General features: G+C 61.7%; 17 protein-coding genes. 3 read left to right on the plus strand and 14 right to left on the minus strand.

Annotated features, from left to right (window positions below):
- Positions 1-176: 176 nt before the first annotated feature.
- The 4 genes from VG320_RS10650 to VG320_RS10665 form a co-directional block, all read right to left on the minus strand.
- The gene (locus VG320_RS10650; protein WP_327200070.1) at positions 177-380 is read right to left on the minus strand and encodes a hypothetical protein; all 204 of its coding nucleotides are present in this window, start codon (positions 378-380) and stop codon (positions 177-179) included.
- 50 nt (positions 381-430) lie between these two features.
- The gene (locus tag VG320_RS10655) at positions 431-1,513 is read right to left on the minus strand and encodes an XRE family transcriptional regulator (protein WP_327200071.1); all 1,083 of its coding nucleotides are present in this window, start codon (positions 1,511-1,513) and stop codon (positions 431-433) included.
- A 15-nt stretch (positions 1,514-1,528) separates the two neighbouring features.
- Positions 1,529-2,248, minus strand: coding sequence for a hypothetical protein (locus tag VG320_RS10660; RefSeq protein WP_327200072.1), 720 nt, complete (start codon positions 2,246-2,248; stop codon positions 1,529-1,531).
- A gap of 197 nt (positions 2,249-2,445) precedes the next feature.
- Positions 2,446-3,213, minus strand: coding sequence for a hypothetical protein (locus VG320_RS10665; protein WP_327200073.1), 768 nt, complete (start codon positions 3,211-3,213; stop codon positions 2,446-2,448).
- Positions 3,214-3,341: 128 nt separating this feature from the next.
- On the opposite strand from VG320_RS10665, the gene VG320_RS10670 reads away from it, so the two are divergent.
- Positions 3,342-3,599, plus strand: coding sequence for a hypothetical protein (locus VG320_RS10670; RefSeq protein ID WP_327200074.1), 258 nt, complete (start codon positions 3,342-3,344; stop codon positions 3,597-3,599).
- Between the two features lie 1,194 nt (positions 3,600-4,793).
- On the opposite strand, the gene VG320_RS10675 is transcribed toward VG320_RS10670, so the two are convergent.
- The 9 genes from VG320_RS10675 to VG320_RS10715 all read right to left on the minus strand — a co-directional run bounded on the left by VG320_RS10675 (position 4,794) and on the right by VG320_RS10715 (position 12,810).
- Positions 4,794-5,123, minus strand: coding sequence for a DUF4148 domain-containing protein (locus VG320_RS10675; RefSeq protein WP_327200075.1), 330 nt, complete (start codon positions 5,121-5,123; stop codon positions 4,794-4,796).
- Positions 5,124-5,379: 256 nt separating this feature from the next.
- A complete protein-coding gene (gene gndA / locus VG320_RS10680; protein WP_327200076.1) occupies positions 5,380-6,792 on the minus strand; it encodes an NADP-dependent phosphogluconate dehydrogenase in 1,413 nt (470 codons plus the stop codon).
- 222 nt (positions 6,793-7,014) lie between these two features.
- Entirely contained in the window at positions 7,015-7,662 is a 648-nt protein-coding gene (locus VG320_RS10685) for a DUF938 domain-containing protein (protein ID WP_327200077.1), read from the minus strand.
- 16 nt (positions 7,663-7,678) lie between these two features.
- Entirely contained in the window at positions 7,679-8,296 is a 618-nt protein-coding gene (locus VG320_RS10690; RefSeq protein ID WP_327200078.1) for a pyridoxamine 5'-phosphate oxidase family protein, read from the minus strand.
- A gap of 74 nt (positions 8,297-8,370) precedes the next feature.
- Entirely contained in the window at positions 8,371-9,246 is an 876-nt protein-coding gene (locus tag VG320_RS10695; protein ID WP_327200079.1) for an NAD-dependent protein deacetylase, read from the minus strand.
- Positions 9,247-9,277: 31 nt separating this feature from the next.
- The gene (locus VG320_RS10700; RefSeq protein ID WP_327200080.1) at positions 9,278-9,487 is read right to left on the minus strand and encodes an oxidoreductase-like domain-containing protein; all 210 of its coding nucleotides are present in this window, start codon (positions 9,485-9,487) and stop codon (positions 9,278-9,280) included.
- Between the two features lie 76 nt (positions 9,488-9,563).
- Positions 9,564-10,361 carry an SDR family oxidoreductase gene (locus VG320_RS10705; RefSeq protein WP_327200081.1) on the minus strand — a complete coding sequence of 266 codons (798 nt, stop codon included), beginning with the start codon at positions 10,359-10,361 and terminating at the stop codon, positions 9,564-9,566.
- 33 nt (positions 10,362-10,394) lie between these two features.
- Positions 10,395-11,276, minus strand: coding sequence for a LysR family transcriptional regulator (locus tag VG320_RS10710; RefSeq protein ID WP_327200082.1), 882 nt, complete (start codon positions 11,274-11,276; stop codon positions 10,395-10,397).
- Between the two features lie 124 nt (positions 11,277-11,400).
- On the minus strand, positions 11,401-12,810 hold the full coding sequence (locus VG320_RS10715) for a DUF2252 domain-containing protein (RefSeq protein ID WP_327200083.1): 1,410 nt from the start codon (positions 12,808-12,810) through the stop codon (positions 11,401-11,403).
- Positions 12,811-13,071: 261 nt separating this feature from the next.
- On the opposite strand from VG320_RS10715, the gene gltS reads away from it, so the two are divergent.
- Positions 13,072-14,277, plus strand: coding sequence for a sodium/glutamate symporter (gltS, locus tag VG320_RS10720; RefSeq protein WP_327200084.1), 1,206 nt, complete (start codon positions 13,072-13,074; stop codon positions 14,275-14,277).
- A gap of 162 nt (positions 14,278-14,439) precedes the next feature.
- Positions 14,440-15,417: a 2-dehydropantoate 2-reductase gene (locus VG320_RS10725; RefSeq protein WP_327200085.1), complete on the plus strand. Its 978-nt coding sequence runs from the start codon at positions 14,440-14,442 to the stop codon at positions 15,415-15,417.
- A gap of 56 nt (positions 15,418-15,473) precedes the next feature.
- On the opposite strand, the gene VG320_RS10730 is transcribed toward VG320_RS10725, so the two are convergent.
- Positions 15,474-16,445, minus strand: a complete 972-nt coding sequence (locus VG320_RS10730; RefSeq protein ID WP_327200086.1) for a LysR family transcriptional regulator — start codon at positions 16,443-16,445, stop codon at positions 15,474-15,476.
- Positions 16,446-16,457: the final 12 nt, after the last annotated feature.

Raw genomic sequence — 16,457 nt, forward strand, 5'->3', positions numbered from 1 at the left:
TTTGTATCCCCTGCTCAAAGATTGAGCAGGGCATTCAATCACGTGGGTCAAATTTCGATGAAAATCTGCGGCTCTAGTGGGTCAGTTCTGCGTGAACATCAACAGTCTCGCCCCGCCTGAGCATTCACAGCGTTATCTCCGCCCCGCTGACTCTGTTCATTGCCGAGCATGGCCATTCACTTTTTCCTCGCAGGAAGATCGGCAAAGTTGGCGTCTCGCCCAGCTTGCACGTTTATTGAATTGTTGCCCCCTCGTTGTTGCTGCCCACCGTCTCGAGAGCGATTGAATAGTGCGCTTCCGATCCAGCCGATAACTGCAATCGCGAACGCGCCACCGACGCCATCAAAAAGCCACTGCCCGTTTTCAACAACCCATTTCATGAATGTTCTCTCGAAAGTATGCGCATACTTGCGATGTGCCGTATGAGTATCTAGCCGATACGCAAGCGTTTTTGCGATTGACTATCTATTTGAGAGACACTCGACAGCGCTAAGCCAAAAGTCAAATTGTCGATGTCCTCTTTCGATACGCATAGTTCGCGAGCCAAAGCGCTTCGACTGATGCCGTCTGAACGTAGTGCATCAAATACTTTGCGAAGTACTTGGGACGTCTCGTGGCGCATTGGATTCGGTTCAGATGTTCTGTATCCGTTTTTTGCAATCTCAATACACAGGTTTCTATAAGTCCATTCGGAAAGTAACCCAAGTTGATTCATGCGGAATGCCAACGCAGCTAGAGACACCCCCCAGTTCTGTTTCAGTTGGATAAGTTTGCCTACCGTAACTATTCCTGTTCGGCGTGCCAAAACGCTTGCCTTCGGCATAAGGAAGGCCGAAGCAAATGCATTTGCCTCACGCTCCATGTCAGGGCTATGAATCTTGCCATGCAACATGCTATGACGATCACGAACAAGGTGACCTAATTCATGTGCTGCATCGAAGCGGCTGTGCTCTGCTGACTTGATCGTATTCAAAAAGACAAACGGGTTCCCCTCGTGCCAAACACTAAATGCATCGACTTCGCGCGCTTCTATTGCAAGCGAGTAGAGTCTAATACCCTTAGATTCAAGCAAATGAACTAGGTTACCTATGGGTGCCTCGCCCAGTCCCCATATTCTTCGTAGAGACGCTGCCGCATCCTCAGGCGACAGGTCACTTAAATCAGGTACATCTGCCTCAGGGAGCCTGAAGCGTTCCTCGATCCAGTCATTCAAAAGGAATGCAGTGATCCCTGTGCCAAGTGCTACGTTCCGCAGCGTGGCGGACATCTTCGACATCGAGCGAAAGCTCGCGGCATGTGGTGCAATAGAGGGTAAGTCGTCGCCCGCAAAGAATTCTGCCGGGAACCGAAGCAGCTCGCATATCAATGCGAGTTTGTCCGGTTCCGGCGCATATTCGCCGGACTCGTATCCCTGAATTGACCGCACCTGCAAGCCAAGCTCCTTTGCAAGGCGTGCCTTCGTCCAGCCGCGGCGCGTGCGGGCAAATTCTAGTCTCGACGGATTAAAAAACATCAAAGTATTCAGTTTCTAGGTGCCTGTACGGCGTTCAACCGGCACGTCAATCGGGCCAGTTGGTGCGATCGGGTCGGTTGGTTGGTCTTCGTCCATGAACGTATCGCTGTCCGGACGTATGGACTCGAGGATAAGTCGCTGTGACCATCCGATAATTTGCTTGCGCTCAAATCGCGAGGGCACGGACAGTTCTGCACGAATCTCCGGTTTGCCGTCTGTTCCAATCGCGACGTGATACAGCAAAATCCAAAGCTGAGTCGCATCTTTCGACTTCGCGAGGTCACTCACGATGGAAGGATCAAAAAGTTCAAGCTGTCGGTTTTGATCAACCGCCTGGCGCAGAACAGCGCCTTTTTGAGCCTGATTCGTGGGTTTGCCTTTTTCGAGACCGGTGTCTGGGTCGCCTGTCATAACGGCGATGGCTACTTTGCGATCCGGGGACACAATGAAAGGACAGTTCCGCAAATCTTGCTTTACCCAGCCGAGTGCGGCAAGTGAGTAGCGAAGTGCGTAAAGCGCTGCATGCCAGTGATACGAACCGGCGGCAGTCGGTGCATGTAGCTCAGTCGCTTCGATCCGAGCGCTATACCCATGTTCGTTTGCTTGTTTGAGCAAAGCTTCGTTCAAGGTTTCATGCAACTCCACGAGCCGTGCAGCAACCGCTTCACGATCCGTGATGACCGAGGCGTCAGTTCCCTTCGGTTGCGGCTGGAAGTCAAACAATGGCTCAGACAAGGATCCCTCCAATGGGGCATTGAACTTCCGGAAATGCTACCACAGGATGAGGTTTCGAAATCGGAAGTCGCGTCGTCCTCGGTTTTGCACTATCGAGCCCGTCGAACTCTGAAGTGATCTGCGCATACGCGCTTGCTACTGTACAAATATACAGGTCTCGGCCTTTTGGCACAACGGTGATAGTTCGAAGCCGCCGGTCAGTGGTCGGTTCGATCCCGGCGTGACTCGGCGGTGGACAGCTTGATCTTGTGCAAGACCGACTCAAGCTCAAGGCTTGCTTTTTGGATGGAAACAATCGCCGCTTGGGGCTCGATTGCGTCGAGCGCCCCGGGAGGTATTCCAAGTGCAATTTCTAACTTGCGAGCCTTTTCGTCGTTGATCGGACGTCCGCGTGGATGGTGGGGGCCCGATAGCATTTGACTGAAATAAGACGCCGACACTCCGAGCACATTCGCCAGTCGCGTGCGAGTTCCTTTTGGGCTCCGGTTCAAGGCACACAACAATCGTAGATAGCGCCGCTGGGGCTGCTGCAATTGCGAGTGATCAGCACGCGCTAAATCCTCGATGCTAAGCCCATCAAACGGAGAAGCAGGATTCTGCTTTGGAGGCGAGGTTGAGAGCGCTTGCTCTCGCGCTTCACGCCTCGCGTCGATCTCTTGTTGTGTACGGGCTCTGACTTCATGGCATTCGAGGATCAGATCTCGGATTTCGCTTAAAAGGCGCACCGCGTCGGTTTCATTGTGGGCTTCGGCGGCGTTCAATATCAGGGTTTCAAGCGTTTCGAGATGGAGCTTTTGTGTATGCGTCGTTGTTTGGAGGCTTTGAAGCTTCATTTGCGCAGTGACATCGTCGAATAGGTTCTCGTCGATCAAGTCTTCCACTAGCGTGCTGAGCGACACGCCCCGAAGTTGTGCGACTTTCTTCAGCCGGATATGCAGGTCACGGCGAATTCGTACGGAAAGCATGTCGGATCCCGTCTAAAGTTTTGTTTAGCAAATTGCATTCACTTTAGCAGATGTCGCCGTAACGTCGAGTGTTAGGCATGCTGCGTCTGCCCACCGTAATGTTGCGGAGGGCCTAACGGAGAAATATCATGTCGAAAAACTCATTCGCCGCGCGCATCAAGCGGGACGGCAACATCAATGCCATCAAGGCCCTCGCGCCTTCCTGTTCAGCCGACGAAATTAAGGAGGTGTTTGCGCGTGGGCGGATCAAGCTGATTACAGCGGGGGGCGATATCCCGCTGCTCAGGAATTTGCCGGAGCTCGAACGCACGGCGCTCCCCAAGAAAACCTATCTCGGCTTTCTGGCCGAGCGCGAGACGAGTCTCGCGCCGACGGGCGCCCGCTAAAAGGGCGTGATTATGATCGGTGCGCGGCGTGCCGCGCCCGTCGCCCGTGCATCGTCCGGATGCGACGAGTTGGCCTCCAAGCCTCATCTGATGGGGCTTTGAGGCTTTTTTCTATGCTTATATAGTGCACATTTCGGCAATTCAGAAGGGACGTACAGGGTTTATTAACATGCGCTCGTTGGTGCATGACGCATCAAGTGTGCAATCGGCTCCGACCGGCCATCAAGCGCCGTTGGCTCGAAGGTGAGCTATGTCTGAATTTCGACGCATTACGGTCATTCGACTCGTAACGGTGACGTATCGAGATCGCCGCGTTCATAAATCCGTTTGCCTGGACGGTTCTGCGCTACTCATCCATTTGGCCGTTACCCCTGCCGAGCTGCGACGCACTCGCCGCTTCGACGCTCTTTAAGGTTATGTCGACGATATGGGTCGCATTGAACCAATCAGAGGACCAATCGTTGACGTGTCGGCGCAAAACGCATGAGGCCATAACCGTCGAAAACAGCTCGTTTCGACCACGCAGGCGTCCGTGCTCTGGCAGACGACTTTCCCCCTGCTGCTTATGGACAAACGGTTCGTGGCACGTCCATCTTTCAGTTCGAACAATGGACTATCCAGTAGCCCCGCTTTGCCTTGATTTCATTGGGCCCCTGCAATGTCCATTCGTCTCACTTGCGCGTAATGAGCCGATCCATCAGTTGAGCGTGACGAGCAACGAGGGCATGCCGCATTTGCCGGCGCGGTGAAGCCTGACAAAACCCGACGCCCAAAAGCGAAAAGCGCGGGCCGGTAAGAACCGGGCCGCGCTGGACTGCATGCTGCTACTGCGTACTTCACTTATTACCTCTACTGCGTGATACACCTGCGAGTACTGCTTACTGCAACAACTCATGCAACCTCTTTGCGTACTGCCACTTCTACTACGCACTGCTGACTACAACTACCTCTTTCTCACGCAACAACAACTACAACATCTACTGCGCACTGCAACTGCCTGCTGCACCTCTTTGCTTACTGCCTACTGCAACATCAACTGCTTACTACTTACTGCCACTACTCAAGCAACAACACAACAACAAACTGCCACTGCGAACCACACCTCTGTGCTTGCAACGACCTGCAACTACTGCACTGCTCACTTCAACTACGCACTACATTTCCAACCGCTTGCTTCAAACGACCACGTTCTGCTTAGTGGCCGAAATACACTGCCTGCGACGGCGTGACATGTGCCGGTTGCACAGCCGGGCCGCCTGCCTGCGACGTGCCGACTGCCGGCGCGCCATAACCACTCGTATCGCCGCGCGCCAGCTTTTCCTGCGTCACGCGAGCCTGAGCGGCCTGGAGGTTATCGGGGTAATTCACACGATCAGCCGACGGGTTGTAGCCAGCCTGTTCGAGCTCGACGAGCTCGGCGCGCACCTGGGCGCGGGTCAGGCCTTGCTGGCTCGACTGGGCAAACGAAAGTGCCGGAACAACAAGAGCGGCTGCCACGACAACTGCGGGGATAAGCTTCTTCATGATTCGACCTCCATCTGTTTTATTTGCGCTTTCGGGCCGGTGTTCATGTCCGTCTGCGATTGACTGTAGTCTAGGCTCTTATCCGCTCTAGGGAAAACCCTAATTACAAAATACACCGTTGCGAAATCGGTAATAAAATAGGGGAACCCCTTGAGGTTCCCCTATTCATTAGACAAATACCCGCAACGACAATGCGGGTAATAGCCGCATTTGGGCCGCCGTGAGCGCTTAACTGCCGCTCACGGCTGTCAGTCGATTACGACCAGTCGGCGTGGAAGCTGCCCGGCTTGTCGATGCGCTCGAACGTGTGCGCGCCGAAGAAGTCACGCTGCGCCTGCACCAGATTTGCGGGCACGCGCTCCGAGCGATAGGCGTCGAAGTACGCAATCGCCGACGAGAACGCCGGTACCGGCACGCCAGCCTTCACCGCCTCGATCACCACGTCGCGCAGCGCTGCCTGGTAGTTCGCAGCGATGTCGCTGAAGTACGGATCGAGCAGCAGGTTGGCCAGCTGTGCGTCCTTGGCGTAAGCGTCCGTGATCTTCTGCAGGAAGCGCGCGCGGATGATGCAGCCCGCACGGAAGATCTTGGCGATGGTGCCGTATTGCAGATCCCACTTGTACTCGTCCGAGGCGGCGCGCAGTTGCGCGAAGCCCTGTGCGTACGAAATCACCTTCGAGAAGTACAGCGCGCGGCGCACTGCTTCGATGAAGGCGGTGCGGTCGCCCGCGAACGGCTTCGACTGCGGGCCCGAAAGCACCTTGCTCGCGGCCACGCGCTGCGTCTTGAGCGACGAGAGCACGCGCGCGAAGACGGCTTCGGTGATGAGCGGCAGCGGTGCGCCCAGATCCAGCGCGTTCTGGCTCGTCCACTTGCCGGTGCCCTTCTGCGCAGCGCGGTCGAGAATCACGTCGACGAGGTATTGCCCCGTCTCGTCGTCCTTCTTGTCGAAGATCTTCGAGGTGATTTCGATCAGGTAGCTGTCGAGCTCGCCCTGGTTCCACTCGGTGTAGACCTTGCCGAGTTCTTCGTTCGACAGACCCACTACCTGCTTGAGCACCGCGTAGCTTTCGGCGATCAGCTGCATGTCGCCGTATTCGATGCCGTTGTGCACCATCTTCACGTAGTGACCTGCGCCGTCCGGGCCCATGTAGGCCACGCACGGCTCGCCGTCCGCCGGCGCCTTCGCGGCGATCTCGGTGAGGATCGGTGCAACCAGATCGTAAGCATCGCGCTGGCCGCCCGGCATGATCGACGGGCCCTTGAGCGCGCCTTCCTCGCCGCCCGACACGCCCGTGCCGATGAAATGCAGGCCCGCCTTGGCGAGTTCCTGATTACGGCGGATCGTGTCGGTGAAGTGCGTGTTGCCGCCGTCGATCAGGATGTCGCCCTTGTCCAGCAGCGGCTTGAGCGCCTCGATGGTGGCGTCGGTGGGCTCGCCCGCCTTGACCATCAGCAGAATGCGGCGCGGCTTTTCGAGCGATTCCACGAACTCTTCGAGCGTGAACGTCGGCACCAGCTTGCGCTCGGGGAACTCAGCGATCAGCTCATCGGTTTTCTCGCGGCTGCGGTTGAACACCGACACCGCATGGCCGCGGCTCTCGATGTTGAGCGCAAGATTGCGCCCCATCACGGCCAGACCCACCACGCCGATTGCCTGTTTGCTCATGTTGACTCTCCACTTCAATCGATTGGGGTGACGCCCGCGCAGGTCTTGCGCAAGACGTCGATCGTGCAAGGATAAGGGAAACGCCACAACGATGCCTGCTTGCGCGCACGCGCTGCAAGGCGCTTTCGGCTGGCTTGCGGCGTTGCATCGTCATCGCGTCCGGCGTGCGCTTCGTGAGCGCGCGCCGCTTATCGAGGGCCGCGATTATCGCTCAGTTGAGGCTCAATGAGCGCTCGCTGCTGCCTTCTCCTTGCGAAAAACTACCGTGAAATTATTCGCCGGCATCGGCACGACGGCTTCGAGGACGAAGCCCTCGGCACGCGCGAGCGCCTCCACGGCTTCGAGATCGCGCACGCCCCATGCCGGGTCGCGCGCACGCAGATCGGCGTCGAAGGCTTCGTTGGACGGCGCCGTGTGCGCGCCGTTGCGCCGGTACGGTCCATATAGCACCAGCGCGCCGCCCGGAGCCACGCGCGCGCCCGCGCCTTTCATCAGCGCAATCGTGGCTTCCCACGGCGAGATATGGATCATGTTGATGCAGACGATGGCCGCGAGCGAACCGATGGCCGCATCGACTGGCCAGGGTTCGCGGCGCACGTCCAGGTCGAGCGGCGCGCGCAGATTCGCGAGTCCCGCATGATCGCGCCAGGCGGCGATGGAAGCGCGGGCGCGCGGATCGGCGTCGCTTGGCTGCCAGTCGATGCCGGGCAGCGCCGCCGCGAAATGCACGGCGTGCTGGCCGGTGCCGCTCGCGATCTCCAGCACGGTACCGCGTACAGGCAGCGCCGTGCGCAGGACGTCGAGAATCGGCGCGGCGTTGCGCGCGGCGGCGGGTGCGGTGAGGCGCAAGCTGGCTTGGGGGTCGTTCATCGTGTTCCGGAAGGTTTCAGTACAGGCTCTTTTTCATGCGCTCGGCGAGATCGGCTTCGTAGCGTTCGACGTCGAAGCCCTCGCCATATTGCTCGTCGCTCACGCGGCGCAGCATTTCGCCTGCGCTCGGCAGTTGCGAGCGTTCAACGTGACGCGCCGGGTCCCAGAGATTCGAGCGCGCGATCGCCTTGGCGCAGTGGAAGTAGACGCTTTCGACCTCGATCAGCAGCACCGAGCGCGGCGGCTTGCCATCCACGGCGCAGCTTTCAAGCAGCGCGGCGTCGAGGCTCACGCGCGCGCGGCCATTCACGCGCAGCGTTTCGCCCACGCCCGGCACCATGAACAGCAGGCCGACCTGCGGCGCGGCCACGACGTTGCGCAGGCTGTCGACGCGATTGTTGCCTGGCCGGTCGGGCAGCGCGAGCGTGCGCGAATCGAGAATGCGCACGAAGCCGGGCGCATCGCCGCGTGGCGAGCAGTCGAGCCCGTCCGGGCCACCGGAGGCCAACACCACGAATGGCGAGAGTTCAATGAAGCGGCGATAGTCCGCGTTGATATGGTCGATTTCCTTGCGCAGCGAGCGTTCGTTCGGCGCGCCGTAGTGGGCTTCGAGATCGGCGGTCGTGTTCAGCATGGGGCACTTCCTCGTCGATTAGCGGATCGATGGGTGTTTCCTGGTCAATTCAGGCAATGCAGGTGAAACGTAACTCAGGCGGCGAGGCGCGCCACCAGCGCTTCGAGCGTAGCCGCGCAGGGCGCCGCCACCTTGAGCGCGAGCAGCGGATCGGCGCGCGTTTTGCCGAGGTTGATGGCCGCCACGGGCTTGCCGCGCTGCTGCGCCCAGGCGCAAAAACGATAGCCCGAATACACCATCAGCGACGAGCCAACCACCAGCACGGCATCCGCCGCATCGAGCGCCGCCGACGCCGCGGCCACCCGCTCGCGCGGCACGTTCTCGCCGAAAAACACCACCGACGGCTTGAGCATGCCGCCACAAGCCGCGCAGGCGGGAATGTCGAAGGCGTTGGCGCCGTCGAAGTCCAGGTGGGCGTCGCCGTCGGCGGCCGGTTCGGCGTAGGCGCCGGCAATCGCGGGATTGCGCGCCACGAGCTGCGGCTGGATCGAGGCGCGCGAGTATTGCGCGCCGCAATCGAGGCAATGCACGTGGCCGATACTGCCGTGCAGCTCGATCACGTCGCGGCTGCCCGCACGCTGATGCAGGCCATCGACGTTCTGGGTGACGAGCGCGCTCAGGCGCTGCGCCGCATCGAGTTGCGCGAGCGCGCGATGCGCGCCGTTGGGCTGGGCGAGGCCCACAGTCGGCCAGCCGATCATGCTGCGCGCCCAGTAGCGGCGACGCCAACTTTCCGAGCCGAGAAACTCCTGCAGCGTGATGGGCGGCGAGCGCTTCCAGGCGCCGTTGTCGTCGCGATAGCCGGGGATGCCCGAGTCGGTGCTGATGCCCGCGCCGGTCAGCACGAACAGGCGCGGGTGACGCTGGACAAACGCGTGCAGCGCGTCGAGATCGGCGGGATCGACTGTCGAATTGACGGCGATGATCGGGGCGGTATCGGTGTCGGACATGACTCGGCTCGGCGGGGATCGGGATGCGGTGTCAGCCGGTGGCTTTCGCGGTTTGCGTTGCCGCCTGCCGTTGCGCCTCGCGCTGTTCCCAGGCGGCCAGATCGGCGCGCCAGCGGGTCACTTCGTCGTTGTAGAGATCGAAGATGCAGGGGTCGCAGCCGCTTTGGCAGCAGGCGTTGTCATCGGGCCGCTCGGGCGGCTGCGGACGCGGATCGTCCTCGGGACTTGGGGGCAGAGACATCGGCAAAGGCGTTTGGGGCTAAACGCCTTCCAGTATACGGGAGCGCGCGCAGGCGCGTTGGACAGCGCCTGCGGCCCTATCCCCGCCCGACGAACGGCATCTTCGTCGCCATGAGGGTCATGAACTGCACGTTGGCGGCGAGCGGCAACTGCGCCATGTGCAGCACCGCATCGGCGACCAGCTCGACATCCATCAGCGGCTCGACCGCGATCTCGCCGTTGGCCTGCGGCACGCCGCGCGCCATGCGCTCGGCCATCTCCGTGGCCGCATTGCCGATGTCGATCTGGCCGCAGGCGATGTCGTAGCGCCGCCCGTCGAGCGAAACGGATTTCGTCAGGCCCGTGATGGCGTGCTTGGTCGCCGTATAGGCAATGCTGAACGGCCGCGGCGCATGCGCCGAAATCGAACCATTGTTGATGATGCGCCCGCCCATCGGGCTCTGACGCTTCATCAGCGCGAACGCCGCGCGCGTGCACAGGAACACGCCGGTCAGATTGGTATCGACCACGGCGCGCCAGTCCTCGACCGACAGCTCGTCGATATCCACAGCTTTGGCGTTGCGCCCGGCGTTGTTGAACAGCAGATCGAGGCGGCCATAACGCGCGCGCACAGTCTCGAACAACCCTTCCACGGCGGCGGCGTCCGTCACGTCGCACGGCGCGGCCAGCGCCTGCTGGCCCGCCGCGCTCGCCTCGGCAGCGAGCGCTTCGAGCGGCTCCGCGCGCCGCCCCACCAGCACGACCGCGTAGCCGTTCGCCAGCAACTTGCGCGCGCAGGCGCGCCCAATCCCGCTACCTGCGCCGGTCACGAGCGCGATCTTGTGCACCGCTTGGGTAGCTTGTGTAGCGTGCGTTGTCTGATCCGCTTGAGTCATCGTCTTTGCCTCCGTTCGAAAACATCCGTTAGCTCACCCCGCGAGCCGCGCGCGCAACACCTCCACGAACGCCCTGCCCGCCTGCGAATCCATGCCGCCGTCGCGCCACACCGCAAACACGCCCACCGTCAGCTCCGGCGCCACCCGGCGGATCGCCACCGGTTCGCCCGCGCTGCGCGCCGTGATCTCGTCGAGCAGTACGCGCCCGACGCCGCGCGCCGCCAGCGAGCGCGCTACATACCAGGTCTGCGCCTCCACGGCGGCCAGTTGCCCGTCCACGCCCTGCGTTTCGAGCAGATGGCCAATCGCCTCGCCCAGCGGATCGACATTGCCGATGCTGATCCACTCGCCCGCCACGCAATCCTCCAGCGCGAGCGGCTCGTCTTGCGGCGATGGATCGTCGGGCGGCGCGACGCAAACGACTGCGGTGCGCCCGAGTTCGATCGCTTCGATACCGGGCCGCGCCGGCGGGTTGAGCGCGACGCCCATATCCAGTTCGCGCGTGAGCAGGGCGTTGAGCAGTTCGACGGTATGGCGCGTCTGGATCTTGAGCGACACATCGGGATAGTTCGCGCGAAAGGCCTCGACGGCCTGCGGAATCAGGCTCATGCCAAGGCTCGGCAGGCAGCCTATGCGCAACAATCCTTGCGGGCGCAACGAAAGATTGCGCGCAAGATCGCGGATGCTATCGAGATTCGCCTGCAGCTTCTGCGTTTCGGCGAACAGCAGTTCGGCTTCGCGCGTCGGCTGCAGGCGGCCGTGGGCGCGCGCGAACAGCTTGAGGCCCGCACTGCGCTCGGCATGCGCGAGCACCTTGCTCACGGCGGGCTGCGAGACGCACAGCAGCTCGGCGGCCTTCGAGAGCGAGCCCGTGCGCATGATCGCGTGGAAGACTTCGATGTGACGTAGACGCATGGGGGCGCGAGCCGCATGCAAGCGGACGCGCTAGCGCGGCCCGCATGCGGCGAAACAAAAGCGCAAGGATAGCGCGTTCGCGCGGTTCTCCCTATGCGTCAGAAAGCAAACAGCCAGGGCAAATTCAGACGCGGAAGTCGGCCGCCATGTCCTCGTCGCCACGCGCGGAGATTTCGCCACTGCGCGCCGCTTTCACAAATACCTCGTAGTCGCGCTCGACCTGGTCGGCATAGGCCGCGCCATAGCCCACGAGCGCTTCCGCGAACTGGTCGTTGCGGCCGATATAGGCAGCGATTTCAATGGCCGAGTTGCTCGACTTCGCGTGCGCGCGCGCCATCGCCCAGCCGCACAGGCGCGCGTAGCCCGCAAGCAGGGTGCTGTCGAGCAGATCGAGTTCGACCGAAAGCTTCATGTCGCGCAACTGGCGGAAATAAAAATGCCGTCCCGACGGCCCCGTCGACCAGCCGAGAAACAGATCGCTCGCCGCCTGCAGCAGGCGCTGCCCCTGCACGACGCGCGCGCCTTCGTGCTTGAACGCGGGCGACTTGAAATACTGCGAAATCACCGAGCGGCGCGCTTCCTTGATCTGCAGGAACAGCGGCTTGTCGTGATGATCGACGAGCAACATCACGAGACAACGCGTGCCCACGCTGCCCACGCCCACCACCTTGAACACCAGATCCTGCATATCGAAGTGCTCGAGCAGTTCGCGGCGGTCGGGTGCGAGCGTCTTCAGATAGGCGTCGTAAGTGGGCAGGATGAGCGCGCGCCAGTCGCCGAGCGTGAGCCAGTTGTCCTCGGATTCATAGAGCGAGTTCGGGCCGTGGACATGAAACAGCGCAGGCGGCGCGTCGCGAATGGTCCAGTGCTCGCCGTCGCGAAACGCCAGCTTTTCCAGCATGCTTTCGTGCGTGCGGCCCGCGGCCTTCTCCATGCCGCGCCGGATCAGCCGGCGCCCATCCGGCGTGAGCGCGCTTTCCGCCATGCGGTCGAAGGTGATCTTGTCGTACCAGAGTTCGAGCGCACCATATTCCGAATACTGGCGCATGCGGTCGCGATAGGTGTTCACGACCGTCATCACCAGATCCTCGGCCACGCCGCGCGAATAGCGCATGTGCCGCGCAGCGACCACAAAGCTTGCCACCAGCCGCTTGAGGTCCCACTCCCACGGACCGGGCGCGACCTCGTCGAAATCGTTCAGATCGAACACGAGTTGCCGCTCGGGCGTCGCGAAACCGCCGAAATTCAGCAGATGACCATCGCCGCAAATCTGCATCGCCATGCCGGTGTTCGGCACCTGCGCGAGGTCGTGCGCCTGCAGCCCCGCGCTGCCGCGAAAGAATGTGAACGGGGAAACAATCATGCGCCCGTAACGCAGCGGCAAGAGATTGGGCACGCGCCCCTCGCCGCTTTCCTTGAGCAGCGCGAGCGGATCGCGCTTGAGATCACCCACCATGCGGTGGCTCGAACGCTTCGCCTTCTCGCGCGCGGCGCGTCCAGCCGCTTCGCGTTCCGCAACGGTCCTTCCATTCATGAACTGCTCCCGTTCTTGAGGGTGTTCGTGGATGCCGTGATTCGTTCCGCATTGGCGCACGTTTGTCTGACAGAAATGCGCACCTGCTGTATTTAATCGTGTGGCCCTCTTTTACGCAAGCGCACAGCGCGCGCGCAACCTGTGTTTCGCTCGTGTACCGTGCGCAGTGGACGCCGCGCGCGGGGACGGCGTCAGCGGGTGCATCCCCGGGTGCCTTTCAGGCTCACCCGGAATCGACCTTCGCCGCATCGCGAGGCCTTCATGAATGTCGACGTCTACGGCACGCTTGTCGCCGCATCGCTCGTGCTGTTGCTCGGCAACCGGCTCGTGGCCGCGCTGCCACTGCTGCGCCGCTGGACAATCCCCGAGCCCGTGGCGGGTGGCCTCGTCGCTGCGCTCATCCTGTTCGGGCTGCATACCTTCGCTCATATCGATGTGAGCTTCAACGCCGAATTGCAAACGCCGCTCATGCTGGCGTTCTTTGCGACCATCGGCCTCAATGCGAACCTCGCAAGTCTCAAGACCGGCGGCCCCATGCTCGCGCGCTTTCTGGTCGTTGTCATCGGTCTGCTCGTGCTGCAGAACCTGGTGGGAATCGGCCTTGCCTACGCGCTGGGCGTCGATCCGCTCTTCGGGTTGCTGGGCGGTTCGGTCTCGCTCTCGGGCGGACACGGCACCGGCGCGGCGTGGGGCAAGGTCTTCACCGAACATCACGGCTTGCAGTCCGCGACCGAAGCCGCCATCGCCTGCGCAACCTTCGGCCTCGTCATGGGCGGCATTCTTGGCGGCCCGGTCGCGCAGCGTCTGCTCAAGCGCTCCGGACGAGGCGAAGGCGCATCGGCCGAAGCACCGGGCACCGCCGATACCAACGCGTTCGAAGAACCCCAAGCCGAGCAGCCCACCACCGCCGCCGCCTTCATCGAAACGCTCACGCTGATCGCTATCAGCCTCGCGGCCGGAAACGTCATCGCGCGCTGGCTGGTGGGAACGCCGGCCGAACTGCCCGCGTTCGTGTGCGTGCTGTTCGTGGCGGTGCTGCTCGCCAACGGCCTCGCGCTTGCGCGGCACCCCGTCACCGCACACGCCGTCGCGCTGATCGGCAATGTCAGCCTCGCCCTTTTTCTTGCTATGGCGCTCATGACCTTGCGCCTGTGGGATCTGGCCGCGCTGGCGTTGCCGGTGTTTTCGATCCTCGTCGCGCAGACCGTACTGATGGTGCTGTACGCGATGTTCGTCACGTTCCGCGTGATGGGCGCGAACTACGACGCCGTCGTGCTCGCCGCCGGCCATTGCGGCTTCGGCCTTGGGGCCACGCCCACTGCCATCGCCAACATGCAGGCGGTGACGGCGCGCTTTGGCCACTCGCATCTCGCGTTTCTCGTCGTGCCCATGGTGGCCGCGTTCTTCATCGACATCGCCAACGCCATCGTCATCAAGCTATTTCTTGCGCTGCCGATCTTTCAGTAAACGCCACAAATTCCATAAGTCATCCTTGATGATTCAGCGGATAAACTTTAACTGTCGTTAATCGATGGCTGCCCCTATGCTCGAATCATCGTCCGTCTGCCGATCTACCGGATCGCTTCTGCACGAACGGACACGCGGTTTTCAACGTCATTGGGGAAACACATGAAGATCTGCATCTTCGGAGCGGGCGCGATCGGCGGCATGATGGGCGTGCAACTCGCCCGCGCGGGCGCCGACGTGAGTTTCGTCGCGCGCGGCCCGCATCTGGCCGCCATGCGCGACCACGGCGCGCGACTCTTGATGGACGGCGACGAATACGTCGCAAAGGTTCGCTGTACGAATGATCCGCGCGAGCTGGGCGTGCAGGATGTGGTGATCGTCACGCTCAAGGCGCATTCGGTGGCAGGCGTGATCGATTCGATGCAGCCGCTCATCGGCAAACATACCGCCATCGTCACCGGCACCAACGGCATTCCGTACTGGTATTTCCACCGGCACGGCGGCAAGTTCGAAGGCACGCGACTCGAAAGCATCGATCCCGATGGCGCGCAGTGGACGCGTCTTGGCCCCGAGCGCGCGATTGGCTGCGTGCTCTACCCCGCTGCCGAGATCGACGCGCCGGGCGTGATCCGTCACGTGTACGGCAAGAAGTTTCCCATCGGCGAGCCGTCGGGCGAACGGACCTCGCGCATCGTGCAGTTGCAGGAAGCGATGACCGCAGCCGGTTTCGATGCGCCGATCCGCGACAATATCCGCGACGAAATCTGGCTCAAGCTGTGGGGCAATCTCTGCTTCAACCCGATCAGCGCGCTCACGCACGCAACGCTCGACGTCATCACGCAGGACCCCGCCACGCGCGCCGTGGCACGCACGATGATGCTGGAGGCGCAGCGCATTGCGGAGCAGTTCGGCGTGCATTTCCGTGTGGATGTCGAACGTCGTATCGACGGCGCGGGCGCAGTGGGCGCGCACAAGACGTCGATGCTGGTCGATCTGGAGCAGCGCAGGCCGATGGAGATCGATCCGCTTCTGACCGTCGTGCAGGAAATGGGCATGCTGGTAGGCGAGGCAACGCCCGCTATCGATACGGTGCTCGCACTCGTCAAGCAGCGCGAACAGATGATGAAACTTGCGGCTTGAAATGCGGAGGTAACGTTAGAAGGCCGCGCGAAAGCGCGGCTTTTTTATTGCGTCCATCACGCGAGGGAATCGACGAGTTGCGCTTCTTGAGCATCGACAGGATCAACGCGGCCGGCGGCGACGAACTGCGACCACGCGGCCTGCGCGCACGGGCGCAAGGACCGCTGACGCCGGCGCACGAGCAGCGTGCTGACCTGCACGAGCGGATGTAGCTCACTCACCACTAACGACCCTGCAGGCGCGGGCCAGTGGCAGGCGTCTTGATCGGCACGAGCGCGGCAAACCGGCAGAATGCCAATGCCCATTCCAAGCTCAGACATGCGGACTACACCGCTTGCATGGGCGAGTTCCTGCACGCGATGCCCAGGTTCACGCGAGCAATCCAGTGCACGCATCACCGCATTGAGGAAGCCCGAGTCCCGATTGAGCGTGACAAGCGGCTCATCGGCAAGTGCACGCCAATGCAGCGTTACGCTCGCCGCCAGCGAATATTGCACGGGCAACAATGCGCACAACGGCGTGGCGGCAATCGGTTGCACGTCGAACTGACCGCCTGCAAGCCGCACGGCGGGCACCACCTCGGCGACAACGCCAAAGTCCACTTCGCCTTGTTCGACGGCCTGCAAGACCGCTTCTTGCGGCAAGTCCTGCAAATGCAGCGCGACATCCGGCAACGCGGCAGCGCAACGCGCCATCGCAACAGGCACCCAGCCCGACGACAGCGCCGGATTGCTTGCCACCGTCACGACGCCTCGATGCGCCTGGTGCGCGTCGCGGCCCTCGCTCAAGGCCATGTCGATTTCGTCGAGCAGGTGCGCGATGCGCCGCTCGAAACCGCTGCCCGCCTGGGTAAGTTCGACCTGACGCGTGGTGCGATCGAAGAGCTTCAGATCGACGGCCTCTTCGAGTTCGCGCACGCAGCGACTTACCGCGGATTGCGTAAGACCGAATTCGCGCGCCGCGCGCGTGAAGCTGCGCGAGCGCGCGACCGCAACAAACACCTTGAGTTGCTGAAGCGAAACGTTCATCGCCATCTGTAC

Source organism: Paraburkholderia sp. (assembly GCF_035948235.1).
Taxonomy (GTDB): domain Bacteria; phylum Pseudomonadota; class Gammaproteobacteria; order Burkholderiales; family Burkholderiaceae; genus Paraburkholderia.